At 45.0% G+C, this 26,290-nt stretch carries 25 protein-coding genes; 9 read left to right on the top strand and 16 right to left on the bottom strand.

Annotated elements, in window-relative coordinates; genetic code table 11:
• Position 1: 1 nt before the first annotated feature.
• From O3Q51_04225 to mraZ, 4 genes are read right to left on the bottom strand one after another with little or no spacing between them, the layout of a single operon-like run.
• On the bottom strand, positions 2–2,116 hold the full coding sequence (locus O3Q51_04225) for a penicillin-binding protein (GenBank protein MCZ4408000.1): 2,115 nt from the start codon (positions 2,114–2,116) through the stop codon (positions 2–4).
• 3 nt (positions 2,117–2,119) lie between these two features.
• Positions 2,120–2,485, bottom strand: coding sequence for an FtsL-like putative cell division protein (locus O3Q51_04220; protein ID MCZ4407999.1), 366 nt, complete (start codon positions 2,483–2,485; stop codon positions 2,120–2,122).
• Complete coding sequence (gene rsmH / locus O3Q51_04215; GenBank protein ID MCZ4407998.1) at positions 2,478–3,389, bottom strand: 16S rRNA (cytosine(1402)-N(4))-methyltransferase RsmH; 912 nt, start codon at positions 3,387–3,389, stop codon at positions 2,478–2,480. Before rsmH ends, O3Q51_04220 begins: the two co-directional genes overlap by 8 nt.
• On the bottom strand, positions 3,382–3,843 hold the full coding sequence (mraZ, locus tag O3Q51_04210) for a division/cell wall cluster transcriptional repressor MraZ (protein ID MCZ4407997.1): 462 nt from the start codon (positions 3,841–3,843) through the stop codon (positions 3,382–3,384). Before mraZ ends, rsmH begins: the two co-directional genes overlap by 8 nt.
• Before the next feature lie 272 nt (positions 3,844–4,115).
• Here mraZ and O3Q51_04205 point away from each other — a divergent pair, with 272 nt between their 5' ends.
• The 4 genes from O3Q51_04205 to O3Q51_04190 all read left to right on the top strand — a co-directional run bounded on the left by O3Q51_04205 (position 4,116) and on the right by O3Q51_04190 (position 9,312).
• Positions 4,116–4,874, top strand: coding sequence for an alpha/beta fold hydrolase (locus O3Q51_04205; protein MCZ4407996.1), 759 nt, complete (start codon positions 4,116–4,118; stop codon positions 4,872–4,874).
• A 335-nt stretch (positions 4,875–5,209) separates the two neighbouring features.
• Positions 5,210–5,842, top strand: coding sequence for a ribosome biogenesis GTP-binding protein YihA/YsxC (yihA, locus tag O3Q51_04200; GenBank protein MCZ4407995.1), 633 nt, complete (start codon positions 5,210–5,212; stop codon positions 5,840–5,842).
• 531 nt (positions 5,843–6,373) lie between these two features.
• Positions 6,374–7,381 (top strand): T9SS type A sorting domain-containing protein, encoded by a 1,008-nt coding sequence (locus O3Q51_04195; protein MCZ4407994.1) that lies wholly within the window; start codon positions 6,374–6,376, stop codon positions 7,379–7,381.
• Positions 7,378–9,312, top strand: coding sequence for a tail fiber domain-containing protein (locus tag O3Q51_04190; GenBank protein ID MCZ4407993.1), 1,935 nt, complete (start codon positions 7,378–7,380; stop codon positions 9,310–9,312). Before O3Q51_04195 ends, O3Q51_04190 begins: the two co-directional genes overlap by 4 nt.
• 166 nt (positions 9,313–9,478) lie before the next feature.
• Here the strand turns inward: O3Q51_04190 and gldC are convergent, their stop codons facing one another.
• Positions 9,479–9,817, bottom strand: a complete 339-nt coding sequence (gene gldC / locus O3Q51_04185; GenBank protein MCZ4407992.1) for a gliding motility protein GldC — start codon at positions 9,815–9,817, stop codon at positions 9,479–9,481.
• Positions 9,814–10,821: a hypothetical protein gene (locus O3Q51_04180; GenBank protein MCZ4407991.1), complete on the bottom strand. Its 1,008-nt coding sequence runs from the start codon at positions 10,819–10,821 to the stop codon at positions 9,814–9,816. Before O3Q51_04180 ends, gldC begins: the two co-directional genes overlap by 4 nt.
• A 46-nt stretch (positions 10,822–10,867) precedes the next feature.
• Here O3Q51_04180 and O3Q51_04175 point away from each other — a divergent pair, with 46 nt between their 5' ends.
• A complete protein-coding gene (locus tag O3Q51_04175; protein MCZ4407990.1) occupies positions 10,868–11,674 on the top strand; it encodes an outer membrane beta-barrel protein in 807 nt (268 codons plus the stop codon).
• 39 nt (positions 11,675–11,713) lie between these two features.
• Positions 11,714–12,496, top strand: a complete 783-nt coding sequence (gene nadE, locus O3Q51_04170; protein ID MCZ4407989.1) for an NAD(+) synthase — start codon at positions 11,714–11,716, stop codon at positions 12,494–12,496.
• Between the two features lie 180 nt (positions 12,497–12,676).
• On the opposite strand, the gene O3Q51_04165 is transcribed toward nadE, so the two are convergent.
• From O3Q51_04165 to trmB, 6 genes are read right to left on the bottom strand one after another with little or no spacing between them, the layout of a single operon-like run.
• A complete protein-coding gene (locus O3Q51_04165; protein MCZ4407988.1) occupies positions 12,677–13,708 on the bottom strand; it encodes a 2-oxoacid:ferredoxin oxidoreductase subunit beta in 1,032 nt (343 codons plus the stop codon).
• Positions 13,705–15,567, bottom strand: coding sequence for a 2-oxoacid:acceptor oxidoreductase subunit alpha (locus O3Q51_04160; protein MCZ4407987.1), 1,863 nt, complete (start codon positions 15,565–15,567; stop codon positions 13,705–13,707). The genes O3Q51_04165 and O3Q51_04160 overlap by 4 nt, the downstream gene beginning before the upstream one ends.
• A gap of 40 nt (positions 15,568–15,607) precedes the next feature.
• Positions 15,608–15,856 carry a NifU family protein gene (locus O3Q51_04155; protein MCZ4407986.1) on the bottom strand — a complete coding sequence of 83 codons (249 nt, stop codon included), beginning with the start codon at positions 15,854–15,856 and terminating at the stop codon, positions 15,608–15,610.
• A 38-nt stretch (positions 15,857–15,894) separates the two neighbouring features.
• Positions 15,895–16,962, bottom strand: coding sequence for an Mrp/NBP35 family ATP-binding protein (locus tag O3Q51_04150; protein ID MCZ4407985.1), 1,068 nt, complete (start codon positions 16,960–16,962; stop codon positions 15,895–15,897).
• A 1-nt stretch (position 16,963) separates the two neighbouring features.
• The gene (locus tag O3Q51_04145; protein MCZ4407984.1) at positions 16,964–17,326 is read right to left on the bottom strand and encodes an MGMT family protein; all 363 of its coding nucleotides are present in this window, start codon (positions 17,324–17,326) and stop codon (positions 16,964–16,966) included.
• On the bottom strand, positions 17,301–17,972 hold the full coding sequence (gene trmB, locus O3Q51_04140; GenBank protein MCZ4407983.1) for a tRNA (guanosine(46)-N7)-methyltransferase TrmB: 672 nt from the start codon (positions 17,970–17,972) through the stop codon (positions 17,301–17,303). Before trmB ends, O3Q51_04145 begins: the two co-directional genes overlap by 26 nt.
• 92 nt (positions 17,973–18,064) lie before the next feature.
• Here trmB and O3Q51_04135 point away from each other — a divergent pair, with 92 nt between their 5' ends.
• A complete protein-coding gene (locus O3Q51_04135) occupies positions 18,065–19,114 on the top strand; it encodes a glycosyltransferase (GenBank protein MCZ4407982.1) in 1,050 nt (349 codons plus the stop codon).
• Here the strand turns inward: O3Q51_04135 and O3Q51_04130 are convergent, their stop codons facing one another.
• Both O3Q51_04130 and O3Q51_04125 read right to left on the bottom strand, forming a co-directional pair.
• Complete coding sequence (locus tag O3Q51_04130; protein ID MCZ4407981.1) at positions 19,115–20,155, bottom strand: ATP-binding protein; 1,041 nt, start codon at positions 20,153–20,155, stop codon at positions 19,115–19,117.
• Positions 20,152–20,832: a response regulator transcription factor gene (locus tag O3Q51_04125; GenBank protein ID MCZ4407980.1), complete on the bottom strand. Its 681-nt coding sequence runs from the start codon at positions 20,830–20,832 to the stop codon at positions 20,152–20,154. The genes O3Q51_04130 and O3Q51_04125 overlap by 4 nt, the downstream gene beginning before the upstream one ends.
• A 243-nt stretch (positions 20,833–21,075) precedes the next feature.
• Here O3Q51_04125 and O3Q51_04120 point away from each other — a divergent pair, with 243 nt between their 5' ends.
• Together O3Q51_04120 and O3Q51_04115 are read left to right on the top strand one after the other, a co-directional pair.
• Complete coding sequence (locus O3Q51_04120; GenBank protein MCZ4407979.1) at positions 21,076–22,347, top strand: hypothetical protein; 1,272 nt, start codon at positions 21,076–21,078, stop codon at positions 22,345–22,347.
• Between the two features lie 82 nt (positions 22,348–22,429).
• Positions 22,430–25,270: a TonB-dependent receptor gene (locus tag O3Q51_04115; protein MCZ4407978.1), complete on the top strand. Its 2,841-nt coding sequence runs from the start codon at positions 22,430–22,432 to the stop codon at positions 25,268–25,270.
• 62 nt (positions 25,271–25,332) lie between these two features.
• Here the strand turns inward: O3Q51_04115 and O3Q51_04110 are convergent, their stop codons facing one another.
• Together O3Q51_04110 and O3Q51_04105 are read right to left on the bottom strand one after the other, a co-directional pair.
• Entirely contained in the window at positions 25,333–25,764 is a 432-nt protein-coding gene (locus tag O3Q51_04110; protein ID MCZ4407977.1) for a hypothetical protein, read from the bottom strand.
• Between the two features lie 132 nt (positions 25,765–25,896).
• The gene (locus O3Q51_04105; protein MCZ4407976.1) at positions 25,897–26,229 is read right to left on the bottom strand and encodes a carboxypeptidase-like regulatory domain-containing protein; all 333 of its coding nucleotides are present in this window, start codon (positions 26,227–26,229) and stop codon (positions 25,897–25,899) included.
• Positions 26,230–26,290 lie beyond the last annotated feature (61 nt).

Raw genomic sequence — 26,290 nt, 5'->3', positions numbered from 1 at the left:
ATCAGGACAATTCAATTTCTATGGATTCGTATCTGCTGAGATTGGTTCCGGGAGGAATACTCTGTTTCGAAATCATTCCTTTGCCTTTCACCTTTACGTCGAGTCCAGCTTTTTCCAACAGGAAAAGACCATCGCGCAGTCCCATTCCTACTACATTGGGCACACGGTCTTCAGGGATGGTTCTACGTTCTACGGTAACCGTGTCAGCACCCGTATGAGTAGTTACCCAGGCATACCCGTTTGCCTCATCATTCACGGGCACGTGAAACTCATTAAAGATGAAATCCAAATCTTCTTTTTGACCGCTCTTGGAAACGGGTATTTTTACCGTCGTCAGGGCGGGCTCTTGCTCATCCAAGTCATGGAGGTCGAGCCTTCCGGCAAAGACTTTATCAGCAATCTCTTTAAAAACAGGGCCTGCAACTTGATTTCCGTAGTACACATTATTGGAGGGGCCATTTACCACAACGATACACGTATACTCAGGCTCATCGGCAGGAAAGTACCCCACAAAAGACGCCTGGTAGCTCACTGCTTCTTTGTATTTGTAGCCATATTGAGCATTGGCAATTTGAGCTGTTCCCGTTTTACCGGCAATGGAATACGCACCAAATCTCAAATTGGACGCAGTCCCCTCAGCGCTTACCACCGTCTCCAACATGCGTCGAGCCTCTGTTAAAGTCTCGTGCGATGCGATGGCCGAATTAATTACGACAGGATCAAAAGTCTTGAGCACCTTGCCATTTCTTCTCAATTCTTTTACAAAAGCAGGCTTCACCATTTTGCCATCATTGGCAACAGCATTATAGAATGTCAAAATCTGCAGCGGGGTCATCAGCGTTTCATACCCGATGCTCATCCACGGAAGTGTGGTTCCCGACCAAGATGGATCAGACGGATCCTTGATTTTAGGTTCTCCCTCTCCTGTAATTTCAACTCCAATCGGTCGGCCTAAACCCATCTTGTAAAGTCGATCCACAAATTCTCTCGGATTGTCTTTGTATCGGTCGAAGATCAAACGAGAAATGCCGACGTTGGATGATTTTTGGAAAGCCGTCACCACATCTATCTTACCGAAGCCCTTATCATTACTATCCTTCATAGTTCGGTCGTAGAACTGATGCTTTCCTCTCTTGGTATCCACCGTATCAGTTAATTCCAACAACCCGTCTTCCAGGGCAGCCATTAAGGCAGGCAACTTAAAAGTTGATCCCGGCTCTGTAGCTTCACCAACGGCGTAATTGTATACTTCTCTATAGGTACTATCCTTGCTCAATGTCAAATTCGCAATGGCCTTGATCCGCCCGGTTTTAACTTCCATTAAGACAGCGCAGCCATGGCGTGCCCTGTGTTTCCTCAGTTGCTTTCGCAAAGCACTCTCAGCAACGTCTTGAATATTTATATCGATTGTGGTATACACATCGTAACCGTCTTGCGGCTCCACTTCATTGGTATTGTCAATAGGCATCCATGTGCCTCCGGCCAATCGTTTTTCATAGCGACTTCCCGGCACTCCGCGAAGCTCCACATCATAAGCACCTTCGAGCCCTACCGGCCGAACACCGTCACGCTCGTACCCCACGGTCCGTGCTGCGAGGCTCCCGAAGGGATGCTTACGCACTGTTTTCTTTTCATAAATAACTCCACTTTTAAAACGACCTCTTCTGAAAAAGGGGAAATTTTCAGCTTCGAGTAATTGGTCATGCTCTACTTTACCTTTTACTCGGTAATAGCGATTCCCATCTTTCCTCGCAGCAAGGAGGTCGCGCTTGTACTCAGCCGCTGTTTTATTTTCAAAGAGCTCGCTTAATCTGTAGGAAAGAGAATCAATTTCCTGAGCGAAAGCTTCTTCATCAAAGCCTTCGCACTTCATGTCCATTCGGATCTCATAGATGGGCACGGAGGTAGCCAGCATATTGCCGTCAGCAGTGTAGAGGTTTCCACGCACGGGAGTAATCTCACGAAGATCAGTGGTTAGTTTTTCCACTTTCGCTTCCCACTTTTCGCCCTCCATAAATTGGATCATGATGATCTTTCCCAGCACGAAAAGGGAAAAGAGGCAGATGCCAAGGAAAACCAAATATGCCTTGTTGATTATATTTTTACGTTCCGCCATCTCTTACTCTTCTTCTGATTTGGGAATGCGAATAACCTTAGGCGGATCGGTGGACTCTTTAAGTCCTAGGTCGCTGATGGATCTAGCCACCTGCGATTGCTGTTTCAATTTTTCCAGTCTGGCATTAATCGAAAGATTGGCAGCCTTCACCTCTCTCAATTGAGTTTCGGCTTGCACCAAATCTTTGGCATTTTTTTCAGCAAAGTAGCCGTACCCGATGTAGCAAATCATCATCACAACCAGGAAGAAAATAAAAGGCATGTTGGCTTGAACCAAACTGCGCGTCAGGAAATTACCGCTCAGCAGGGAACTCAACCCCTTAGCGAGGCCGCGCTTTTTTGCTTTTTTGGTTTCTCCTGCTTTACTCATTTCGTTTTGCTACTCTCAGTTTTGCACTTCGTGCTCTGCTATTTTTTTCAATCTCTTCTTTCGAAGGGGTAATGGGTTTTCCAGGTTGCGGCGTAAAAGGTCTTTCCGGATTTCCGAAAAAGTCTTTTTTCACTTCTCCATCCAAATCTCCGGCTCGCATAAATCGCTTCACCGGGCGGTCTTCCAAGCTGTGGTATGAAATCACCACCAAATTTCCTTTTGGCTTCAGCACTTCTACCGACTGCTTGAGCAGTGCTTCAAGCGAACCCATCTCATCGTTCACCTCAATGCGAATGCCTTGAAAAACCTTCGCCAAATTCTGCATCCGCTTTTGGGGCGGAAAAACCTTTTCGATGGCTTGCACCAAATCCTCGGTGGTTTCAAATTTTCGCTCGTTGCGCCTCGCCACAATAATCGAAGCCAATTGCCGAGCGTTGGACAACTCACCATAATTCTTCAGCACCCGCATCAGCTCGGCTTCGTCGTACTTGTTGACCACCTTGGCGGCCGTCAACTCCGTAGTCTTGCCCATCCGCATATCGAGCTTCCCTTCCGTGCGAATGGAAAAACCACGCTCGGGCACATCAAACTGATGAGATGAAACACCCAAATCTGCCAGGATGCCGTCCACCTTTCTGTATCCAGCGAAGCGGAGGTGATTTTGCATAAAGCGAAAATCCGAGGGCACCAGAGTGAATCTCGGATCATTAATCACATTGCTTTGCGCATCTTCATCGCGATCAAACGCGATCAATTTGCCTTTATCCCCTAACCTTGAAAGAACTTCGCGGGAATGTCCTCCCCCGCCAAAGGTGACGTCCACATAGACGCCATTCATATCTTCAATCAGCGCATCCACGCTCTCCCGCAAAAGAACGGGCTCGTGGTAGCCCGAACTACTCATCTTTGGTATCACGATCGCCCATCACCTCTTCCGAGAGAGCGCCCATGTCAATATCCTCGTTCAACATCTCATCGTAACGAGACTTGCTCCATATTTCAATCCGATCACCGTTCCCCATCAGCTTAACCTCTTTGGTCAAATCGGCATACTTGGCCAACGCTCCCGGAACCAACAAACGACCTGTCCCGTCAAGAGTCACAGGCGTAGCGCCATTATTAAATCTTCTGATAAATCGAACGTTCTTCTCAATGAAACGATTGAGCTTCCCCAACTGACCCGAAACCTCGGCCCATTGCTGAGCAGGGTAAAGAACGAGGCAAGTTGCAAAGAGATCGCGATTGATCACAAACCCCTCATGCAGCACATCTTCGAGCTGTCGCTTCAATGGCGCAGGGAACATTAAGCGCCCTTTCGCGTCCATTTTGCAATCGTATTCTCCGAGTAGATTCAGCATGAGATGTAGCTATATTACAGCTAAAGTAGAAAATGTTTACCACAATTTCCCACGATCTACCATTTTTTACCACCATGTTGAAAAGTTTAACAAAATAGCCTTGGAAACGGCCATTGAGGTGGGTTGATCAGAAGAGGTTAATTTCCCTATAAAAAGACCCTCGGACTTAAAGAAAGGCAAAAGCTTTTCACAAGATTTTGTTGACTTCATCCACGCATGGCTTTCGGGCAGTCGTATTCAAAAAAGTCTATATTTGGGAGCTTAGACGCGTTATGGAATTAAACATAAAAGAAGAAGGCAAGTACAAATTCATCGACGAAGGTGAAGGACAGCCGCTACTGGTTTTGCACGGATTGTTCGGTGCATTGAGCAATTTCAACGGAGTTATTTCTCACTTCAAAAAGACGCATCGGGTCATCGTCCCCATGATGCCACTATACGATCTACCCTTGGTTAAAACCGGGGTGGGAAGTCTGGCAGATTTCGTGATTGGATTTATGGAGTTCAAGGGGCTGAAGGACGTATTACTTTTGGGAAACTCACTCGGTGGTCACGTTGGTTTGGTTTTGACCAAAAGGCGCCCCGAATTGATCAAAGCCATGATCTTGACGGGTAGTTCCGGCCTCTATGAAAATGCCTTCGGTGGCTCTTTTCCCAGAAGGGAAGACAAGGACTACATCCGCAAGAAAATCGCGGTGACGTTTTACGATCCCGAAATGGTAACAGATGAATTGGTAGACGTGACTTTCGACTTGGTTCAAGACCGAACAAAGTTGATCAAGGTTTTGGCTATGGCCAAATCTGCCATCCGTCACAACATGCGCAATGACCTGAAGAATTACACCATGCCCGTGTGCTTGATTTGGGGAAAAGATGATACCATCACTCCACCTGACGTGGCAGAGGAGTTTCACGAAAAAATTCCTGATTCAGAGTTATTTTGGATTGACAAATGCGGCCATGCCCCGATGATGGAGCACCCTGATGAATTCAATGAAATTCTGGATGGCTGGTTGGCCAAGAAGTTCTGAATTGTTCTTTTCCCGTAGAAGAAAAGAACCAAAATTCGTTTGTCTTCCAAGGTGCGTCTTCGGTCACTTTTGAAAATGTAAGTGACCCTTCGACTCGCTCGATCAAATTATTCGCTCCCTATGGTCGTCTGCATAATTTGCTCTGAGCTGCACTCTGGAAGACCCTGAAAATTTATCGGGCATCGAGCCCAATAAATTTTCTCCAAAGCATGGCGTGATAAGAAAAGCTTGAAAACCAGGACTAAAACATTTCAGTTTATCTTTATGCCCTCTTCAAATGTTTATTTTAAAGTGGTTTGCAAACAGATAATCCTAAAAGATTTTGATACCATCCCATGATTGACGTCAAGGCCGAATTTCTAAAGAGCAGTACCGTTGCCACTCAACTACCTCCAAGCGATATGCCCGAATACGCTTTTGTAGGGCGCAGTAACGTGGGCAAGTCGTCATTGATTAACCTTTTGACGGGAAGAAAAAATCTAGCGAAGACTTCTGGAAAACCTGGAAAGACTCGTCTGATCAATCACTTTACGATTTCTTATCCGGGCAGCGATGAAGCTTGGTACCTAGTCGATTTGCCAGGCTATGGCTACGCCAAAGTGTCGCGCACCATTCGCGATGAATTTCAGCGATTGATCTACCCGTACATCAAGAAGCGGGAAAACCTGATGTGCTTGTTTGTTTTGCTGGACATTCGTCACGAGCCTCAGCCCATCGACTTGGATTTTATGGCCTACCTCGGTCAGCACGGCGTGCCCTTCGCGATGGTTTTCACCAAATGCGACAAGATGAAGCCCGGAGGACTGACCAAAAAGGTCGAGGCCTACAATGAGCGCATGCTCCAAGACTGGGAAGATCTTCCTAATCAATTTATTACCTCATCCTCTAAGTTCCTGGGGCGGGAAGAAATTTTGTCGTTTATCGCAGATACCAATCAGCTTTTTAAGGAAGAGCGATTGGGTGACTAAGACATAATCTTTGTCTTCTCCGCAAATTCAGTGGCGAAGGTTCTGATCTCCGGTGCCGCGAGATTTAATTTGGATGCAAGTGCGCCTGATGGTATTCAGAAAACGAACAAATTATTCGTTGAGAATAAACCTTGGCTTAACACAGAAATAATAGCGGAATTTTACAACTGAATATCAAGGAATTACCCCCCCCCCTGAAAGAATTATCGAATGAGTTTTCTTTTATTACTCGTTTCTTTTCGCAAACTTTAGACGACAGATTCAGAAAAGAGCTAGCCAAAACGAGATGATGCCCGACCCCAAATAGAAATAAAAAAAGCCCGAGGTGTGGAGACCCCGGGTCGATCAAATACACCTAATCCAACGCAAATTAGAAAGGAGGTATATATGAAGTAGCAAAAGTACAACAATCAAACCATCAGATTCAAGGAGTCTCGTGCTATACGCTTTTTCTATGCGTGGTTTGAAAATGGAAGCGCTAGCCCATGCGCAGTTGGGTATTTTAATAATAGTAAACCTTCATTCTGTCAAATGTTCAAATCCGGTATAGAAATAAGCTGCGGTAAAACTCTGTTTGTCTATGTGTTCAATTTATTATTAATCAATAGTGTAGTTGGACAAAATCTCATACCCAATGAGAGTTTTGAACTCTATGAAGATTGTCCCACAAGCTCCACAGAACTTCATACTCAGGTAATCGATTGGATAAGTTTTTCGGGTACTGGTGATTACTTTAACGCTTGCAACAATTCAGGTACAGGAATCGCAGGGATTCCATCGAATTATTTGGGTTTTGAATCAGCCTTTGACGGACAAGCCTACACAGGTCTGATAACGTATGTTCACACCGAGCCTGACTACAGGGAATTTGCAGCTTGTCAGCTTTTGACACCTTTAGAAATTGGAAATACTTATTCTTTCAGTGCTCATATTTCTGAGTTCGATTCAGGTGATTTTGCAGATTGGCGCTGTAGGACAAATCGCTTTGGTGTAAGTTTTTTTGTTGACCCAGTGATTTTTGATCCTCCTACTCCCACGGTATTCCCTACTAATAATCCACAAATTGATCTGGATATTAGTGACGCGGATACGATGGGCTGGACTCATGTACAAGGTTCTTTTGTAGCAGACCAAAATTACAATTGGCTTGCCATTGGTAACTTTTACGATGGTTTAAATACAGATACGGTTCAACTTGCTGATTCCGGAAAGTGCGCAGCATATCTTTACATAGATCAAGTCTGTTTGAGTGGCGAAAATGATTTCTGTCTGCTTAGCAATAAAGCTTCTTTGGAAATAGAGTTGGTATCTGTTTACCCTAATCCTGCCAGTGAATTCTTTGTATTACAGACGGGGCGTTCCAAGCTTAAACAGATAAGAGTCTTTAACATTGGTGGAAGAACGGTTTTATCCAAAGCTTATGAAACTCCTGAACCAAGTGTGATTATTGATTGCTCTGACTGGAAGAGTGGAATATATCTTATCACCAGTCAACTTGGAGATGGCCAGGTTTACACGACTAAACTTATCATATTATGAATTTCTATAAACCATTATCCCTCTTCATATTATTCCTTCTCCTAAATTGTTCTTCCTTTTCTCAGTCAACTACTGACTCGAATGTACCCTTTAATAATGCCTTTTTAGGTTGGAATGACAGCGGAAATACTGATCTTGACTTCCTGCAGAACAACACAAATCGAATCCGCATGACCAGCACCACATGGGGTGGCTACGGTGGTGCACCATTGCTTCCAAATGCAAGTAGAATGTACTTTGGAGTAAATGGAAATACATTCGAAACCACAACACTTCCCGTTGTTGAACAAGTGCCGTTTAGTATTATCCAAATGGGATATGATATTACTCCCGGCCTTCGCAGAGATTGGATGAATGTAGGAACCACTTATGGTGCGGGGCAAGATATTTTCTACACGGGAATTCTTCAAAGTCCGGGCACTGCTAATAATAGTGATATTACTGATGCGGTGATTGCATGGGGGTGCAATATTCCCGGATCGACTGTAGGGCCTGATAATATTAGATTCTTGTTTATCTCACCTACCACTGATCTCATCCAAACCGAAAGCTCAACAGAAGAAGGTAGGGAAACCATGCGTATAACTCCTTATGGTAATGTTGGTCTCGGAAACTTCAGTACAATGACTGGTGGAATTGGTCTAACTTATGGACAGCCCCAAGCCAGGCTTGATGTGCAGCTACGAGGTACACTTTCTGAAAACTCGGAGAATGTGGCTGCCATATTCCTAAATGATTGTGAAGAAATTGTGCCTAGCGGAACCAGCATAAATATAAAAAGAGGTATAGTTAGTACAATTGAAAATAGTCAAGGACCTTTTCTTGAACTGGGTGTTGCAGGCGATTTTTATACCAACAGAGTTCGAGTAGCGGTAGGTGTAAGGGGAAACGCAATAGCTTTCGATGATGGACGGGCATATGGTGTAAGGGGATTTTCGAATACAACTGACGGAGCTATTGTGCATTATGGCGTTACGGGACTTGCCAGGGAAGGATTTAACAATATTGGTGTTGAAGGGTTGGCATATGTGAATGAAGATTTAGGTGGAGGCAATTTCAATGCAGGTGTACTTGGTCGAATTACTCCATCAACGGCCGATCCTGCCAATAATGATTGGGCTGGTTATTTCTCAGGCTTAGTTTTCGCATCACAAGGTTATCAGCAAAGTGATGAAAATCTAAAAATGAACATCGAGCCAATTGCTAATGCAACTGAAATCTTGAGTCAATTGCAGCCAAAAGTATATGAGTATGCAAATGTTGATGGAATTTATTTGCCTTCAGGAGTAGAGTACGGAATTCTCGCACAGGAATTAGAAGAGGTTCTTCCTGAATTAGTAAAAGACGTTACGACTCCGCCTGCTTTCGATGCTGAAAGTAATACAGACTCAGAAGTGGTCGAGTTTAAGGCGGTGAGGTACAACGACCTCATATCAATTCTAATAGCCGGCTTCCAAGAGCAAAACGCCGTAATGGCTGCACAAGTGCAGGAAAACGAAGCCCTCGAAGCTCAAGTGGCCGAGCTATCAGAACAACTGGCGGCACAGGCCACGCAAATCGAAGAAATGCAAACCCAAATGACGGCCGTCATGTCATCATTTCAATCTACCCAAAGCAAGATGAACAACTGCTGCGGTACCACCCCTACCGAAAAAGGCAGTACAGAGACGGGCGGCATTGAGTTGGAGCAAAACTTCCCCAATCCCTTTGATGAAGTGACGACCATCAACTTCACCATTAATGAGCCTGCGCAAATACGCTTGGAGATAAGCGATAGCCAAGGAAGAGTGCTCGAAGTATTGGTAAACCAAACCCTGACCGAAGGCCGCTACACCGAGCGTTGGGATGCATCGGCATTTGCACCCGGCACCTATTATTACTCGCTTTATGCCAATACAGAATTGCTTACCAAAAAGATGATCAAACGGTAATTTACTTACCTTAAAGAAGGTTGAGCCGCGCCGAAAAATTTCGGGGCGGTTTTTTATGTCCACCCCCGTCTTCATTTCCGCAGGCTCCAATGAAGCCGCCCCCGCCAGCGGGGGACAAAACCCCGATCTACCGACCAAAATCGATCAACTAGCTACCGACTACTAATCAAGACATAATCTTCGTCTTCTCCGCAAATTCAGTGGCAAAGGTTCTGATCTCTTTGGCAATATCTTCTTGGCCCGTAGCTCTTGAATAGGTATCGGCCATGGTGAGCAGGGACTGGTGGAAAAACCGCTGCATATCAAAGACATTCATCTCTTTGTTCCAGAGGTCAATACGGATGGTGTTGTCGTCCTTCTCGTCCCACATGGTGAGCATCATGGCTTTTACGTCGCCGCCTTCGTTGCTATCGTCGGCATGCCATTTCATTTTTAGCGGCACGTGATTTTCGTCCAGCCCCACTTGAATATTGATATTTGACTTCTTTTTGATTTCGTCGCTCATCTTCCCGGTTTGTAGGTTTCTAAAATTTGTCGGTCGCCCGCCCCCAGCAAGTCTTGCAAGGTAAGGTTCTCATTTTCATTCATATAAGCCTCCACCATTTGGAGTCCCAGCCAATTGCCCACTCCTCCGGGAGATTCGGCCGGCATTCCGGGGGTGAAAGGCCCGTCGTTCATCATCTTGTTGATTTGACGGAAGTCGGTGGAGAATACTAAATCGTTTTCCAGTAAATAGGTCCAAATGGCGTACTCTGAATCCTCGGCCCACTCTAGCTGAGCAGGAGAATAATTCAATAAGTCCGCATCGGTCACTTCCATCAAGGCTCGCGTGATGTAAAGCATCTTTCCGTTAAACACCATCGAAGACAGCATGTCTTCTCCTGTCAAATCTTGATTTTTGAAAAATAGCCAACCCTTCAAGGCATTCACCGCGAGGTATTGTGGCTTCATTTTGTCGCGTTTGTATTGCGGGAAAAGATCGGGCGGCAATTGTTTTACCACTTCATTCTCAGGGCTCAGATACCACTCCAAACCGACACCGAGCCATTCTGAAGATGGAAATATCCCGACATTAAATCCGGAATTATAGGCTACCAACTGAGGCAGGTCTTTATTTCCAAAGTGGATGGAATATGCCCGAAGGGCTTCCGCCAAAACTTCTTCCTGAGCAGAAAGATCAGGATAAATTTGATCAACGGATGCTTGAAGTTTTTGCCAGGTCAGATCGCCGGTAAATCGACTTAAAAACTCAGGAAGCATCGGGTTATCCGGGGGCGGCATCTGCATGATGTCTACCATATACACCTCTAAAAAAGAGCCGTACTGACTCGTCAAAGACGTGAGCTCTTCTTGAGTCAGCTTGCTCTGCTCGTCAAAAATAGCTCGGTCGAGTCGAAGAAATTCAGGTTGGTAATCTACTTTAGACGTATCGACGCTAAAGCGATCACTTGAACAGGACAAGAGAAAGAAAAACAGACTATAGAGGGCGACCGAGAGGATGCACTTCATCTTAAAAATTAGTTACTTTTGGCGGGAATTAAAGAATGCAAAAATAATGAAAAAGATAGGTCTATTTATTCTCGCTTCCTTCTGCTCTGTGCTGGCGTTTTCGCAGGCCACAACCACTCCGGCTCCAATGCCTCAAACGGCTCCGGTCAACCAACAAGTAAGGTTGGGACTTTCTTTTTCTCCACTTCTATCATGGTTCAGCACTTCGGGTGATGCAGGTGCAGTGCAGCCCGACGGAACTCGATTCAACATTGCGTTTGGTTTGAATACCGATTTCAGAATCGCACAGAATAGCAACTATTACTTTAGTACAGGTCTGTTTTTATTAAATACAGGGGGAACTCTTCGCCATGATTACTTTGCCGAAAACGATAATGGCGAATATTTCAAAACGGAACGCACCTCCGACTTTCGGATCAATTATGTAAACATCCCTGTTACCATGATGCTTCGCACCAATGAGATAGGATACATTCGCTACTTCGGTCGTGTTGGGTTTGATGCTGCTTTCAATACCAAAAGTACTTTTGATTATACTGACGTAAATCTTGACAACCCAACTGCAGCAGATCTAACGGTAGAGGATGAAGACGCCTCTGATCTAACTTCTCTTGTGCGTTTTGGACTTCGTATTGAAGCAGGTTTCGAGATGCAAATCGGAGGTACAACTAACCTCTATTTCACCGCGGCTTATAACAGTGGTTTGAACAATGTTTTTAGCGACGATTACAAGCTCCCAAAAACAAATAGCATAGGTGAACTGATCCCCGGTGATAATGGTGAGCCCCAGACCGAGAGAAGGGTAAAAGCCTCCACTAATTTATTCATGATCACTGCCGGGGTCTACTTCTAAACAAGAGCTCTTTCTCTTCGTTAAGAATAAAAAGGTTTTATGCAGACAGAGGCAGTTGTTCAGCACATTGTTCATTGGTTGAAAACGTATGCAGACCAAGCCCATTCCAATGGCTTCGTGGTAGGCGTTTCGGGTGGAATCGACTCTGCCGTTACTTCATCACTATGTGCTTTAACAGGTCTTCCCACGCTTTGCGTGGAAATGCCAATCCATCAAGCTGCCAACCAAGTCTCCCGAGCAGCTACTCATATAGCCAAGCTCAAAACGCACCATAAAAACGTTTCTTCGCATTGGGTCGAGCTCACTGAGATTTTTGACAATTTCGTTCATGCCTTGCCGCCTTCCGGCAATAAGGACAAGCACGAATTCAGCTTGGTCAATACACGAGCCCGTTTTCGGATGTCGACGCTTTATTATTTCGCGGGATTGAATAACTACTTGGTAGCCGGAACGGGAAACAAAGTAGAAGATTTCGGTGTAGGGTTTTACACCAAATACGGCGATGGCGGAGTAGACCTCAGCCCGATCGCCGACTTGAACAAAACCGAAGTTTATGCCCTCGGAAAGGAATTGGGTGTGATAGACGAAATCATGCAAGCACCGCCCACCGACGGTCTGTGGGGAGACGACCGCACCGATGAAGATCAAATAGGAGCCACCTACCCCGAATTGGAATGGGCCATGGATTTTTCAGGCGATCCGAATTCGCTGGAAGGCAGAAAAAAAGAAGTCTTTGAGATTTATCAAGGCTACCACAACCGCAATAAGCACAAGATGGTGCCAATTCCCGTTTGTGAGATTCCGCAAGAGTTAAAAGGATAGTTTCGAAACAGCCTGCGTGGGTTGAGTGTTCGAAAGTTGCACAGAGTGCACAGAGAAAAGTTGATTAGCAGGGTGTTTTTAGGTGAGTACACCGAGGATCGCAGTCGCGATCGATGAGGTATCAGAGACTCTTTTTCTATTGGTGATTCTCGAAGTGCATTGTGGTTCCCGTTTGGCTGATTACTCGATTTCCCAAGTGTTGGTTCCTCTAAGCAGGGCTTCTAGATCGCCATTTCCTTTGGTCTCAATACTCGATTTGATTTGAGCGTGAAGCATTTCTTCGTAGCAGGTTTTGTCTTCCTGATAGAAAACACCGAATGGACGTGGGAGGCTTTCAAGATCCTTTGTAGGCGTCTCGAAACAACGCATCAAAAGCCCTGCCTTCGAGCGATCAGTCTTGTCGTGTTTCCACAGGTCGTCCTTTGAGAAATCTCCTGATTCAAGATCGACTACCACCGGGGTGGCTCCATCCAACCGAACTCCTTTGTTTTCGTGTTCACCAAAAACCAATGGTTGACCGTGTTCTACAAAAACCGTCGTATCAGCTTTAGTGCCCTTGTCGGTAAAGACCCCAAAAGCACCATCGTTGAAGACATTGCAGTTTTGGTAGATCTCTATAAGCGAAGTTCCCTTGTGGTCGTCGGCTTCTTTTAAAATCTGTCGCAGATGTTTTGGATCTCTGTCCATCGTACGGGCGATAAAGGTTCCGTCTGCCCCTGCCGCCAAGGCCAAAGGATTGAACGGGTGATCCACACTGCCCATCGGCGTGCTCTTGGTCACCTTTCCTTCAGGCGAAGTGGGTGAATACTGGCCCTTGGTCAATCCGTAAATCTCGTTATTGAAGAGAAGTACGTTCATGTCGAAGTTCCTTCTCAACAAGTGAATGAGGTGGTTTCCTCCGATCGAAAGCGCATCTCCGTCACCGGTAATGACCCAAACACTCAAATCGGGATTGGAAATCTTTAATCCACTCGCAATGGCCGGAGCTCTACCGTGGATGCTGTGCATCCCGTATGTATTGAGATAGTATGGAAAGCGAGAAGAACAACCAATTCCCGAAATGAAAACGATGTCTTCTTTGGCCACGCCAATGTCGGGAAGTACACTTTGTACTTGCTTCAAGATGGAGTAGTCGCCACATCCCGGGCACCACCTTACTTCCTGATCACTGGAAAAATCTTTCGCTGTGTATGTCGTTTGCTCTTGGGTCATGATTCAAGGTGTTTAAGGGCCGCTTCTTTTATTTCAGTTGCGGAGAAGGGCAATCCCTTCACTTTGCTCAATGGCTTGGCATCGATCAGGAATTCACTTCTGATGATTTTTACCAATTGCCCTTTATTCAACTCAGGTACAATGACCTGATCAAATCCTTTGAGCAGTTCTCCCAGATTTTTTGGAAATGGAAAAAGGTATTTTACATGTACTTGAGAGACCGAATGCCCTTCGGCCAAAAGTTCTTTGACGGCAGTCTTAATTGCACCATAAGTGGAACCCCAACCAAGGATACACAGCTTCGCTTTTTCAGCTCCCTGATCTACCTTTTGCAAGGGAATAAAATCAGCAATTTTCGCAATTTTTTCTGCCCGAAGCCCCACCATTTTCTCATGGTTTTCGGGATCGTAAGAAACGTTTCCGGTTTCGTCTTGCTTCTCCAATCCACCGATCCGATGCTCCAGTCCTTTTATGCCGGGAACAGCCCACTGTCGCACTCCTTTCTCATCGCGTCGGTATGGTAAAAACTCTTCATCAGTCGCCTCCTTAACTACCGGCGGGTTGATCGCTTTCAATTGATCTGCCGATGGAAATCTCCACGGCTCCGCTCCATTGGCGATGTATCCGTCACTTAAGAGAAATACCGGAGTCATGTGTTCGATGGCAATACGCACTGCCTCGAAAGCCTGATTGAAACAATCGCGTGGCGAACTGGCAGCAATAACCGGAATAGGTGCCTCTCCGTTTCTACCGTAGATGGCTTGGAGCAAGTCAGCTTGTTCCGTCTTGGTGGGCAATCCTGTAGATGGACCGCCACGCTGTACATTCACAATCACGAGTGGTATTTCGAGAATGCAAGCCAATCCCAGAGCTTCTCCTTTCAAAGCAATTCCAGGGCCACTCGAGGCGGTGATTCCGATATTTCCTCCAAAGGATGCTCCAATAGCCGACGTAATGGCGGCAATCTCATCTTCTGCTTGGAAAGAGCGGACGTTAAAATTCTTGTGTTTGGACAGTTCGTGAAGAATATCGGAAGCAGGAGTAATCGGATAACTACCATAAAAAAGTGGCAATCCTGCTTTTTGCGAAGCCGCGATCAAACCAATGGCAACCCCTTGATTTCCCATGATGTTTCGGTATACACCTTTGGGAAGAGGAGCAGGCTTCACCTCATATCGAGTAGTGAAGGTCTCGCTGGTATCGCCGTAATTGTATCCCGCTTTGAGCACAGCCATGTTGGCTTCGATCAAATCGGGTTTGCTTTTAAACTTCTCGTGAAGAAACTTTTCGGTTGGGGCCAACTCTCGATTGTACATCCAGTAGAGGAATCCCAGAACAAACATGTTCTTGCTTCTGTCCTTCTCTTTGATACCAAGTGCCGACTCTTTTAGCGATTCACGGGTAAGCTTTGTCACATCTATTTCTATGATACGGTACTTACCAAGGCTATTGTCCTCCAGCGGGTTTCGCATATCCACGTATCCTGAAAGTTTCAGATTCTTTTTGTCGAATCCGTCGGTGTTGGCGATGATGGTACCGCCAATTTTGAGTTTGCCCAAATTGGCTTTAAGCGCCGCCGCATTCATTACCACAAGCACATCGCAGAGATCACCGGGAGTGAAAATCTCGATGCTCCCAAAGTTGAGTTGAAAGCCTGAAACTCCTGCTATTGTGCCTTGAGGAGCACGAATCTCAGCCGGATAATCAGGAAATGTACTGACGTCGTTACCAAAGAGGGCACTGGTATTGGAAAATTGACTTCCCGTCAATTGAATTCCGTCACCTGAGTCTCCCGCAAAAAGGATAGCGACATCCTGTTTGCTTTCTTTATTGTGTTTTATCGTTTTGAGATCTTCCAAGAGAATCTAGAATTGAATGTTAAGAGAACGGTAGCAGAATCTATTTTGTTTGCAGGAGATTGATTGCCTCTACCGCTTTAATTTCAGGAGCTGCTTTTTTAATGCTCTCCTCCACTCCAGCTTTAAGTGTCATAAAACTCATAGAACATTCTTTACAGGCTCCATGTAGCTCAACGCGTGCAATTAAATCATCCGTGACTTCCACCAAAGTGATATCACCGCGATCGGCTTCCAAAAAAGGTCTGATCTGAAGGAGGGCTCCCTCTACTCGTTCTATCAAATTATCCATAGTCAGCGGCGTAATATTTTGAATTACAAAGTTTTGAGTCAAATTTTTCGCTTTGATAATTCGCCCACAAAATTACGAATTATTTGGCGAAAAGCGTCTCCTGAAGGAGTCTCCTCCTGAAGCACTGCAGGCCGTCCTGCATCGCCTGATTCACGTATTGACTGTATGATTGGCAGCTCTCCCAAAAAGGGCACTTGAAGCTCTTCAGCCAAACCTTTGGCTCCTTCGCGTCCGAAGATGTAGTATTTTCTATCGGGCAATTCACCGGGAGTGAAGTAAGCCATGTTCTCAACGATTCCCAAAACGGGAACATTGATCACATCCAGATTGAACATTCCCACGGCTTTTTTCGCATCAGCCAAAGCGATGTTCTGAGGGGTACTCACGATCACGGCTCCTGTAAGCGGCACTACCTGTACCAAGCTCAGGTGAATATCACCGGTTCCGGGAGGCAGATCTACAATCATATAATCAAGCGGCCCCCAATAGGCGTCAGTAAACATTTGATTCAATGCCTTACTCGCCATCGGACCTCTCCAGACAATGGCTTGAGAAGTGTCAGCAAAAAACCCGATCGACAACATCTTCACGCCGTAATTCTCAACGGGCAAAATGTAAGTCTTTCCATCAATCTCCTTGGTCTTCGGTTTCTCGTCTTCCACATTGAACATAATGGGCATGGAAGGCCCGTATATATCGGCATCAATCAAACCAACCGAATAACCTTCTCTTGCCAATCCGGCTGCAAGATTGGCTGCTACCGTAGATTTTCCTACCCCGCCTTTCCCAGATGCTACAGCGATGATATTTTTTACTCCGGGCAGTATTTTACGCTGATCTGGTGTGCGGTCTTCTTTGCTCAAGACTTTCGTCGAAATATTGACTTGCAGTTCCTTGCCGAAATTTCTCTCGAGCGCAAAACGACAAGCATCTTCCATCCGCTTTCGGCTGTGCATCGCAGGACTCAATACGTGGAGATCGAAAGAAACAGTGCCTTCACTTACTTCGACATTGCGAACAAGGTTTTCGGTTACAATGTCTTTTTTTAACTCGGGCTCCATCACATTGCCCAGTATCTCTAGTACTTTTTCTTTGGTCAATTCCATTTTAATCTAAGCTCAATTCTTTAGCAGGATCCCAGAGGTGTTTTTCGAAATCCAGGATTTGATCATTTTCAATTTTTATTCCCTCCGCCTCAAGCCTTCTCTGCATTTCAGTTTCATCTCCGAAATGGTGTTTTCCGGTAAGGAGACCCGAGCGATTGACCACTCTATGAGCGGGAACAGGCTCGGGAAGCGTGTGCGAAGCATTCATCGCCCAGCCCACCATCCTAGATGAACGAGCCATACCTAAATACTTGGCTATCGCTCCATAGCTCGTAACGCGCCCAAAGGGTATTTGTTTGACCACTTCGAAAACCATATCGAAGAAGTCCTTATTTTTTTCAGATATCTTGGTAGTAGCTGTCATTTAATCTGAATCTGAGGTATTTGATTTTCTTTCCTATCGCGAGCCACTTCATCTCATAAAATGTCTTTACCACAAGTATCTCCTGCTCTTCTTTATTGAAATCATTCCATCCCTTCTCGTAAATGTCATCACTCGATTTCAGGAGGTGATGCTCACCCTCTTCGATGGTCTCAAGTGTAGAGTTATAGAAAATTTGACTGTCTGTTTTTACGTGAATCAAACCGTCCTTTGTCAAAAGTCTGCCATAGCGCTTCAGAAAAGCCCACCCTGAAAGACGCTTAGTGCCTTTCTTGTCCTTTGGCTGAGGATCGGAAAAGGTGAGCCAAATTTCGCTGACCTCGCTAAAATCAAAGACAAAATTGATAAACTCAATTTTCGTTCTCACAAAAGCTACGTTTGATAAACCCTCTTCTTCAGCCGTTTTGGAGCCAAGCCAGATGCGCGCACCCTTTACGTCCATGCCTATAAAGTTTCTCTCAGGGTATTTTCGGGCTAAGGCCAAGGTATACTCTCCCTTTCCACAACCTAGCTCTATGGTAATGGGGTTGTCGTTTCCGAAAAAGGAGGCCCACTTTCCTTTCATGTCAAAACGATTTTCGAGCAAAGTTTCCTTATCCGGCTCAAATACGCATGACTGCTTTTTCATTTCGGCAAACCGGCGCAGCTTGTTTTTTCCCATCTTGAATTGAAAGGTGCAAAAGTAGCCATTGCACTCGGTTTCGCATGTATCTTTGGTCGATGGAAAAACGAGTGCTTTACGCAGTATTGAATTGGGGCTTGGGCCATGCCACGCGCTCCGTGCCAATCATCGAATCGCTACAGCACTTTGGGGCAGAAGTAGAAATCACTTCATCGGGATTGGCGCTCAGCTACTTGAAAAAGAGATTTCCGGCATTCGTTTTCTACGATTTGCCCGACAGGGAAATACTGTACTCTAAAAAAGGGGCAAAGTCAGGGATGATCAAAAGGGCACTTGTCCAGTCGAATATAAACTCCGAGCAACATCGTTTTATATCAAAGCTTGTGGAAGCAAAGAAGTTCACTCATATTGTCTCTGACAATGTATATGGAGCCTATAACGACGGCGTTCCATCGGCACTTATCAGCCATCAGCTTTCGCTTAAGGCGCCTTTTGGCGAAAGCTTGATAAACGCCAAACTGGCGAATTGGATCAACCAATTTTCGGAAGTATGGATTCCGGACGGGCCCAACCATCTGGTATCAGGTGATTTGGCTTCAAGCCAAAAAGTGATGATTCCCAAAAAGCACCTGGGAATTCCTTCGCGCTTTATGAAGGATAACATCGCTGAAAAAAAATACCGTATCGGTGTAGTTCTGGGCGGCCCTGAGCCCCAACGGAGTATCCTGGAAAAACATCTCTTAAAAATTCTAAAGTCCATTGAAGGGAAAAAAATTCTTTTTCGAGGAAGTGAATCTATAGATGAACTTGGTGACGACAGTATTGAAAACACCCCTCTTGGAGATGGCGAAGAGATGGCCTCAAAGCTTGCTGCTTGCGAATTGGTCATTGGCCGTTCGGGATACTCTACGATCTGCGATTTGATGGTGATCGGATCCAAGGCACTTTTGATCCCTACTCCGGGGCAATCAGAACAAGAGTATCTGGCCGGCAGGATGAGGATACAACCGCAGTTTTCAACCTGCAGTCAGGAAAAACTAGATGTGGAACGAATAAAGAGAGGCTTGAATAAAGAGTTTCAGACCAAAGAGAGATTTGGCTTTTTTAAATCAGATAGCAAGGTTGTTGAAGCGTTCTTGAAGCAATAGTCAGGCCTTAGCCAGGGTAAACGAAAAGACGGATCCTTTCCCGACTTCGCTTCTCACATTGAGCGATTGCTCATGACCCTCGATAATGTGCTTACAGATAGCAAGCCCCAGCCCCGTGCCACCTTGATGGCGAGATCGACTTTTATCGACACGATAAAAACGCTCAAAAAGTCTGGGGATGTGCTCCTTGTCAATACCCGGCCCATCATCTTCAACTTCAATGAGAATTCGCTCATCCAAATCAAAGAATCTCACTGTAGTTTTCCCTCCAATCTTTCCGTAATTGATGGAGTTTGTAATGAGGTTAATGAGCACTTGACTCACTCTGAATGAGTCAGCTTCGACATATATCGGCTTGTCATAGTTCTTATTGAACCCAATGGTGATTTCTTTCTGCTTTGCTTCTTCTTCTCTTTGTTCTATGACTTCTTTCACCAATTCTACGATATCAATCTTCTCGATATCCAGCTTTAAGCTACCAGACTCAAATTGGGTAATGGTGTCAAGATCTTCCACCAGCATGGTCATTCGATCCACAGACTTGGCGGCTTTCATGAGAAATTTTCGGTTGAAATTGGGATCTTCCAGCGCTCCTTCCAAGAGGGTCAAGATGTAGCCCTGAATACTGAAAATCGGTGTCTTGAGCTCATGAGCCACGTTGCCAACAAATTCTTTTCTAAAGTTCTCTTTCTCTCGAAGATCTTCGATTTCGGCCATACGGTCTTCGGCCCAATCGACAACTTCTTTATTTACATCTCCCAGTACATCTTTAGACATGTCGAGCCTGAAAGCAGATCGCCCCACTTTGAGGGAGTGCATATTTCGAAAGATGAGCTTGATCTTGGCGTAAATGAAGCGCTGTAGTGATTTGTAGATCACCAACCAAGAAGAAAGAAATGCCAATGAGGTAAAAACGACAACCTGAAGCCAGTCGATTTTTTCACCAAAAAGAAGAAGCGTGCCGATTAGCAGGAAGAAAATGGCCAAGGCCACGATAACAGCTGTAAAAACAGCTACTTTGAAAGGACTTCGTCCTGTCATTTAGCTTCGAATTTGTAACCGACTCCTTTGATGGTTTTGATGAATTTGCTCCCGATTTTCTCTCGAAGTTTTCGGATGTGCACATCAATGGTTCGATCGCCGACCACCACGTCATTTCCCCAAATTGTATTGAGAATGATCTCGCGAGTGAATACGCGACCGGGCTTGCTAATGAGCAGTGCAAGCAACTCAAATTCTTTTTTGGGTAAGTTGAGCTCTTTCCCATCTTGGACCACCAAATACTTTTCTTTGTCGATGACGATGCCGCCAACAGGAGCGCCAGTCCTTGCGTCAGAGGCTGATCGTTTTCGACGGAGAAGTGCTTGAATTCTGGAAAGTAAAACTCTAGGCTTTATCGGTTTTGAAATGTAATCATCCGCGCCCGCATCAAATCCCGCAATTTGCGAATAATCTTCACCTCTGGCAGTCAAAAATGCGATGATACTGGGCTTTAGAGAATCGATTTCTCTCATTTCTACGCACGTCTCGATACCGTCCATTTCGGGCATCATTACATCCAAAAGAATTAAGTCAGGCAGGAATTCCTTGGCCGTTTCTATCGCGTCGCGCCCATTCAGAGCAGACTTAACTTGATAGTTCTCCTTTTCTAAATTGTAGCTGATCAAGTCAATAATGTCTTGTTCATCATCGACCAAAAGGATCTTTTCTTTTTTCACGCTGTGGTAGCTTTAGTAGAAAACGGTGGCAAAATTAGGTGTTGAATTCTCCCGCCTTGTTATTCGGTTGTTAAACCTAAATTAAGTTCAAATATAAGAATCACAAAAGGCAAGACCACCTCTTAACATTGAGACAACAATAGAATAACTCAGAGGTAAGTTAGAATTCATCTTACGCTAATTCACTCCCCCTTTCTTTGTGGCATCAAAAAACGAAATACCTAACGACAAACATTTCACCAAATGAATAACTTTAGAAAACTTAGAAACATGGCTGCCATCTTGATGATGGGGTCATTGCTATTGACTTCTTGCGACGATGATGACGACGAAGAAGATACTCCTCCAACAAACACTGTGAGAATTATCACAGGTACTGAAACATGGCCTGCGAATGAAATTACATCTCTCAACGGTAGAGTAGTAGTTGATAACGGTGCTACACTCATTATAGAAGGTGGAGCGATCATCAAAGCCGCTTCAGGTCAAGGTACTGCTGCATCGGCTCTTATCGTTGCCAGAGGTGGCCGAATTGAAACCAGCGGATCATCGGCAGCAGCGCCAATCATCTTCACTTCTTCTGCGGATAATATCCAGGTAGGTGAAACAGCAGGTACTAACTTGGACCGAACTGACAACCAGCTTTGGGGTGGTGTAATCATCTTGGGTAGCGCTCCGATTAGCGCTGAAGATGGTGACACTGAAACCAATATCGAAGGACTACCTGCTGAAGCAGGATACGGTCTCTACGGTGGTGATGAGCCAGGTGATGACTCAGGAGTTTTCGAATACGTTTCTATCCGTCACGGTGGTATCTCCATCGGAGAAGGGAACGAAATCAACGGTTTGACTCTAGGTGGAGTTGGAACAGGTACGACAATCAACAACGTAGAAGTTTACGCTACACTTGATGACGGAATTGAGTGTTTCGGTGGAACTGTTGACATCGATAATGCATTGGTATACTACCAAGGTGACGACGGAATTGACCTAGACATGAACTATTCAGGAACCATCTCAAACTTCGCAGTTATTCACGGAGACGGAATTGGCACCGATGAAAGTCTTGAAATTGACGGACCGGAGAATGACACTTACACTGACGGTCTTTTCACATTGAACAACGGTATTTGCAGAATCGAAGGCGCTGATGGTTCAGCTGCTGACTTCAAATCAGGTGCTCAAGGAAACGTGAATAACGTGACTTTTGAATCAGGTGATAAAGAGGTGAAATTCAGAACTCGATTCACTGATGCTTGTGAGTACCGATCTGATGCTTTCGGAAACCTTACTGATGCTAACCCAACTTTGATCTTTACTGAAGATGAAATTAGTGGTGGTGTTGAAGTATATGACGGCGACGAAGACGAAGAGAACCCAACTTCTTGTCCGAATGAATTAGCAGCTGCTCAGACACTGGCAGAAGGTGCCATAGAGCCGATGGGTGCAGGTGCAACCTTAGATCTAAATACTGTTTTCGGCTGGACTCTAGCCGGAGAAAAGGGAGAGCTCTAATCGAGTAATCAAAATAAAAAATCAGCCCATTAAAGCCCCAAGACGATGAGTCTTGGGGCTTACATATTAAAAAAGAATATTGATGATTCAAGTGAGGTATTACATGTTTCTGCTTCTGGTTTTCGTTGGAAGTTTGGCTCAAGCCCAGGAAAAAGGTTTTCTACGTGGAAACGTGGCAGATGGAGAAATAGGTGGGCCAATGATTGGTGCCACGGTTATTTTGGCTAATCAGCCTGGAGTAGGTACGATCACTGATTTTGACGGGAACTACTCTCTGCCTTTAGCCCCGGGAACTTATGACATCAAGATCTCTTTCATTTCATTCGTAAGCCAAACCTTCACAGGGATTACTATAGAAGCGGGTGAAGTTACGGTACTAGACACTGAGTTGAAGCCTGCTGTGGACGAACTCGCGGCGGTAGAAATCGTGGCAGAGGCGAGAAGAAATACAGAGACCGCAGTTCTGATGGATATGAAAAATGCGACTGCTGTAACGGACGGTCTTTCTGTTCAGTCCATCCGAAAAATCGGTGACTCTGACCTTTCAGGAGCTATCAAGCGTGTTACCGGTGTAACGGTACAAGGAGGTAAGTACGTTTATGTGCGTGGTCTTGGAGATCGATACACGAAGACCACCCTTAACGGGATGTCAATTCCCGGCTTGGATCCTGATGTGAATGCAGTGGCCATCGACATCTTCCCAACGTCAGTTCTCGAAAATGTCGCCGTTTTTAAATCATTTACGCCTGACCAGTATGGAGACTTCACAGGAGGTTTGGTCAATATTGTAACCAAAAATTTTCCAGACATTAAAGAAACTCAGATTTCTTTGGGAGTAGGTTACACCATCGATCAGACGTTCAACAGCGACTTTATTCTATACGACAGAGGGAGTTTGGATTTCTTAGGCTTTGACGACGGTACGAGAGAATTGCCCATTAATAAGAATACCGAAATCCCGGTAGAGCCTTTGAATGATCCCGCGTTGGAAAGCATCACGCGTTCATTTAACCCAACTCTTGCAGCTTCAAAGGCAAACGCATTTTTGAACACTTCTTTGTCTGTGCGGCACGGTAATCAGATCAACAAGGAAAACGGTGGTACTTGGGGGTACAACTTTGTTTTGAACTATCGGAACAACAATACTTACTACGAAGATTTCGAGGCCAATACTTTTCTCAAGCCGGCAGGAGACAGTGAAGGTGAAACTGAACTCTTCAAAGATGAAGAGCGAATTGGAGTAGTGGGTAGAAACGAAGTGCAATGGAGTGCCTTGGGCGCCGCTGCCTACAAAAAAGGAAATTCAGACTTTACCGCGATGTTGCTTCACAGCCAAAGTGGAGAAACTTCAGCATCGCAGCGAAAATCGAGGAACTTGAACCAAACTCAAGCCAGATTGGTCGAAGACATTCTCACCTATACGCAGAGATCACTCACGACATTTATGGTGGGAGGGCGTCACAATTTCGATAAGCTGAATATTGAATGGCGAAATGCCTTCACTCGTTCTCGTGTTTATGATCCCGACTTCAGGTCAACGGCTTTCTCTGTAACCACGGGCGATACTACCTTGAACACAGGTGACGGAGCAGGTATAGACCGCTTTTGGAGAGATCTGAATGAAATCAATGAGAATGTACGAGTAGATGCAACCTATGAAATCAACAACACATTTAAAGTTTCTGCGGGAGCAAACGCTTTATTGAAGTGGAGAGATTTTGAAACGCTCGCATACGGACACGATCGAGTGAATAAGTCTGATATCGTCGGTGATCCCGACTGGTTCCTCAGAGAGGAAAATGTGTGGACTCCCACTGACAATTCAGGAACTTTCACCATCGGAAACTTTGAACCCATCAATACATTTGAAGCGAGACAGAATGTTTTTGCCGGTTATGTAATGGGAGAGAATAGTCTACTTGAAAAAATTCGCGTGATCTATGGTTTGCGTGTTGAACAAGGTTCGATGTTTTATACCGGAGTTACCGGTGAGGAAAGCCAAGACCTGAACGATGAAAAGACGCTCGACGAATTGAACTTCTTACCCTCTTTGAACCTTGTGTACAAGGCCACCAAGGATATGAACATTCGTGCATCGTACACGCAGACTTTAGCAAGACCAAGCTTTAAAGAGAAATCAAACGCTCAAATCTTTGACCCGATTACTAAGAGAACTTTCGTGGGTAATATTGATCTGCAGCAAACGGAAATCCAGAATTACGACTTGAGATGGGAGTGGTTCCTTGGTCCTCGCGAATTGATTTCGATAGCCGGTTTCTACAAGCAGTTCGACGGCCACATTGAATTGGTGGCTTTTGAAACGGCCCCGGACAACCTCAAACCACGAAACTCGGGATCTGCCGATGTATTGGGAGTGGAAATGGAGGTGAAAAAGAGTCTTGGCTTTTTGGCCAATGAAACCAGTAAGATATTAAACCGCTTCTTCATCGGTGGAAACCTGACTTTGGTTCAATCGGCAGTAGATATGCGCGAAGTGAATACAGGCAACGAAGGACAGACGGAATACGAACTCCGATTAGAGAATCTGAGACCCGGAGAGACTATTGACTTTGAGCGTGACATGGCTGGCCAATCACCTTATTCGATCAATGCCAATTTGAGTTATGAGATTATCGAGAAGCAAATGAATTTCTCTCTTGCTTATAATGTGCAAGGTGAGCAACTCACCATTATTGCTTCAGGAAGAAGACCTGATGTGTACACAATACCTTTCCAGAGTTTGGACTTCAATGCTTATTACAGCTTTGGCGAAAAGCTGAACTCCAGAATTACATTGGGGGCTAACAACCTTCTTGATGATGACAGAACATTGGTCTACCGATCATTCGGAGCAAGCGATCAAGTATTTCAGTCCTTCAAGCCGGGAACAACCATCCGACTTTCTTATCGATACACATTCTGATGAAAGAATAGAGCACAAAAAAAGGGGCGCAAATGCGCCCCTTTTTTTGTGCTGTGTATTTTTTAATCGTACGTCTTTTCGTTGATAAGCTCTCCGTTCTCGTCATAGAACTTCCAGGTTCCGACTCTTTTTCCTTCGTCGTACTGCATGGTCATTCTTAAATTACCATTTCCATCCCAGACGCTCCAAACATCGTCTTTCTTACCTTCTTTGAAGGTGGCAGAAGCAACAACTTTTCCTTCTGAATTGTACTTCAGCCATTTTCCGGTCTTGGCTCCTTTGCTCAAAACTCCAACTTCTTCGATGCTACCATCTTCAAAGTAGGCGGCAATATTTCCACTATATGAACCATCTGGTTCGATGTTGTAATTCTGGTTGTACGTGTAATAGGCTTTACTGCTTTGATCATCTACACTCACCAATTCACCTTCTTGGGCAAATACTGCTGAGGCTGTAAATAATCCTAAAACTGCTATGAATACTGACTTTTTCATGACTCTCGTTTAATGTGTTCCTTCTCTCGTTAATACGAAGGTAAGCTTTTCTTAACAATTTGGTAACATTAAACGTCGAAACGAAAAAAAATGTTGCAGCTTAACTCTGCAACATTCACCCTGAAAATCGGATTACAACAGGAATCTCTTGGACTTCGCGCCTTCCTCTATGGTGAAATCTTGAACCACTTTGGTATCGTAGCTCACAAAACTGATCTCAAGCGTGTACGTTCCTGCGGGGATATTTTCGAAAATAAACTCTCCGTCGAAATCGGCATAAACCTCTTGGTCTATCTCAACTAACTTAACAGTGGCACCTGTCAGCGCTTCGGCATTTTCAGCGTCCAGCACTTTACCTGAATAAGAGCAAGTAGCCTTTTCAGATTTTGTCTTTTTATCCGAGTTTCCGGCCGTAGCCGAAAAGCAGAATAAAACAAAGGCGAATAGAATCAAGTAATTTTTCACGAAGCAAAAGTAGGCTCATAGCTTCAGCAATTCTTTAAGCCTGTGTTAAACATGGCTGTGT

Source organism: Cryomorphaceae bacterium 1068 (assembly GCA_027214385.1).
Classification (GTDB): domain Bacteria; phylum Bacteroidota; class Bacteroidia; order Flavobacteriales_D; family Cryomorphaceae; genus JAKVAV01.
The sequence above is the reverse complement of the archived record's forward strand: the minus strand, read 5'-3'. Positions and strand labels throughout refer to the sequence as shown.

Excerpts from the sequence above, each read along its gene's own strand:
- O3Q51_04195 (MCZ4407994.1), top strand. The coding sequence starts at position 6,374 with ATGTTCAAATCCGGTATAGAAATAAGCTGCGGTAAAACTCTGTTTGTC.
- O3Q51_04165 (MCZ4407988.1), bottom strand. The coding sequence starts at position 13,708 with ATGACCCAAGAGCAAACGACATACACAGCGAAAGATTTTTCCAGTGAT.
- O3Q51_04115 (MCZ4407978.1), top strand. The coding sequence starts at position 22,430 with ATGATTCAAGTGAGGTATTACATGTTTCTGCTTCTGGTTTTCGTTGGA.
- gldC (MCZ4407992.1), bottom strand. The coding sequence starts at position 9,817 with ATGAGCGACGAAATCAAAAAGAAGTCAAATATCAATATTCAAGTGGGG.
- O3Q51_04225 (MCZ4408000.1), bottom strand. The coding sequence starts at position 2,116 with ATGGCGGAACGTAAAAATATAATCAACAAGGCATATTTGGTTTTCCTT.
- O3Q51_04205 (MCZ4407996.1), top strand. The coding sequence starts at position 4,116 with ATGGAATTAAACATAAAAGAAGAAGGCAAGTACAAATTCATCGACGAA.
- yihA (MCZ4407995.1), top strand. The coding sequence starts at position 5,210 with ATGATTGACGTCAAGGCCGAATTTCTAAAGAGCAGTACCGTTGCCACT.
- O3Q51_04190 (MCZ4407993.1), top strand. The coding sequence starts at position 7,378 with ATGAATTTCTATAAACCATTATCCCTCTTCATATTATTCCTTCTCCTA.
- O3Q51_04145 (MCZ4407984.1), bottom strand. The coding sequence starts at position 17,326 with ATGACAGCTACTACCAAGATATCTGAAAAAAATAAGGACTTCTTCGAT.
- nadE (MCZ4407989.1), top strand. The coding sequence starts at position 11,714 with ATGCAGACAGAGGCAGTTGTTCAGCACATTGTTCATTGGTTGAAAACG.
- O3Q51_04180 (MCZ4407991.1), bottom strand. The coding sequence starts at position 10,821 with ATGAAGTGCATCCTCTCGGTCGCCCTCTATAGTCTGTTTTTCTTTCTC.
- O3Q51_04130 (MCZ4407981.1), bottom strand. The coding sequence starts at position 20,155 with ATGACAGGACGAAGTCCTTTCAAAGTAGCTGTTTTTACAGCTGTTATC.
- O3Q51_04120 (MCZ4407979.1), top strand. The coding sequence starts at position 21,076 with ATGAATAACTTTAGAAAACTTAGAAACATGGCTGCCATCTTGATGATG.
- trmB (MCZ4407983.1), bottom strand. The coding sequence starts at position 17,972 with ATGAAAAAGCAGTCATGCGTATTTGAGCCGGATAAGGAAACTTTGCTC.
- O3Q51_04175 (MCZ4407990.1), top strand. The coding sequence starts at position 10,868 with ATGAAAAAGATAGGTCTATTTATTCTCGCTTCCTTCTGCTCTGTGCTG.
- O3Q51_04150 (MCZ4407985.1), bottom strand. The coding sequence starts at position 16,962 with ATGGAATTGACCAAAGAAAAAGTACTAGAGATACTGGGCAATGTGATG.
- O3Q51_04220 (MCZ4407999.1), bottom strand. The coding sequence starts at position 2,485 with ATGAGTAAAGCAGGAGAAACCAAAAAAGCAAAAAAGCGCGGCCTCGCT.
- mraZ (MCZ4407997.1), bottom strand. The coding sequence starts at position 3,843 with ATGCTGAATCTACTCGGAGAATACGATTGCAAAATGGACGCGAAAGGG.
- rsmH (MCZ4407998.1), bottom strand. The coding sequence starts at position 3,389 with ATGAGTAGTTCGGGCTACCACGAGCCCGTTCTTTTGCGGGAGAGCGTG.
- O3Q51_04155 (MCZ4407986.1), bottom strand. The coding sequence starts at position 15,856 with ATGGATAATTTGATAGAACGAGTAGAGGGAGCCCTCCTTCAGATCAGA.
- O3Q51_04110 (MCZ4407977.1), bottom strand. The coding sequence starts at position 25,764 with ATGAAAAAGTCAGTATTCATAGCAGTTTTAGGATTATTTACAGCCTCA.
- O3Q51_04135 (MCZ4407982.1), top strand. The coding sequence starts at position 18,065 with ATGGAAAAACGAGTGCTTTACGCAGTATTGAATTGGGGCTTGGGCCAT.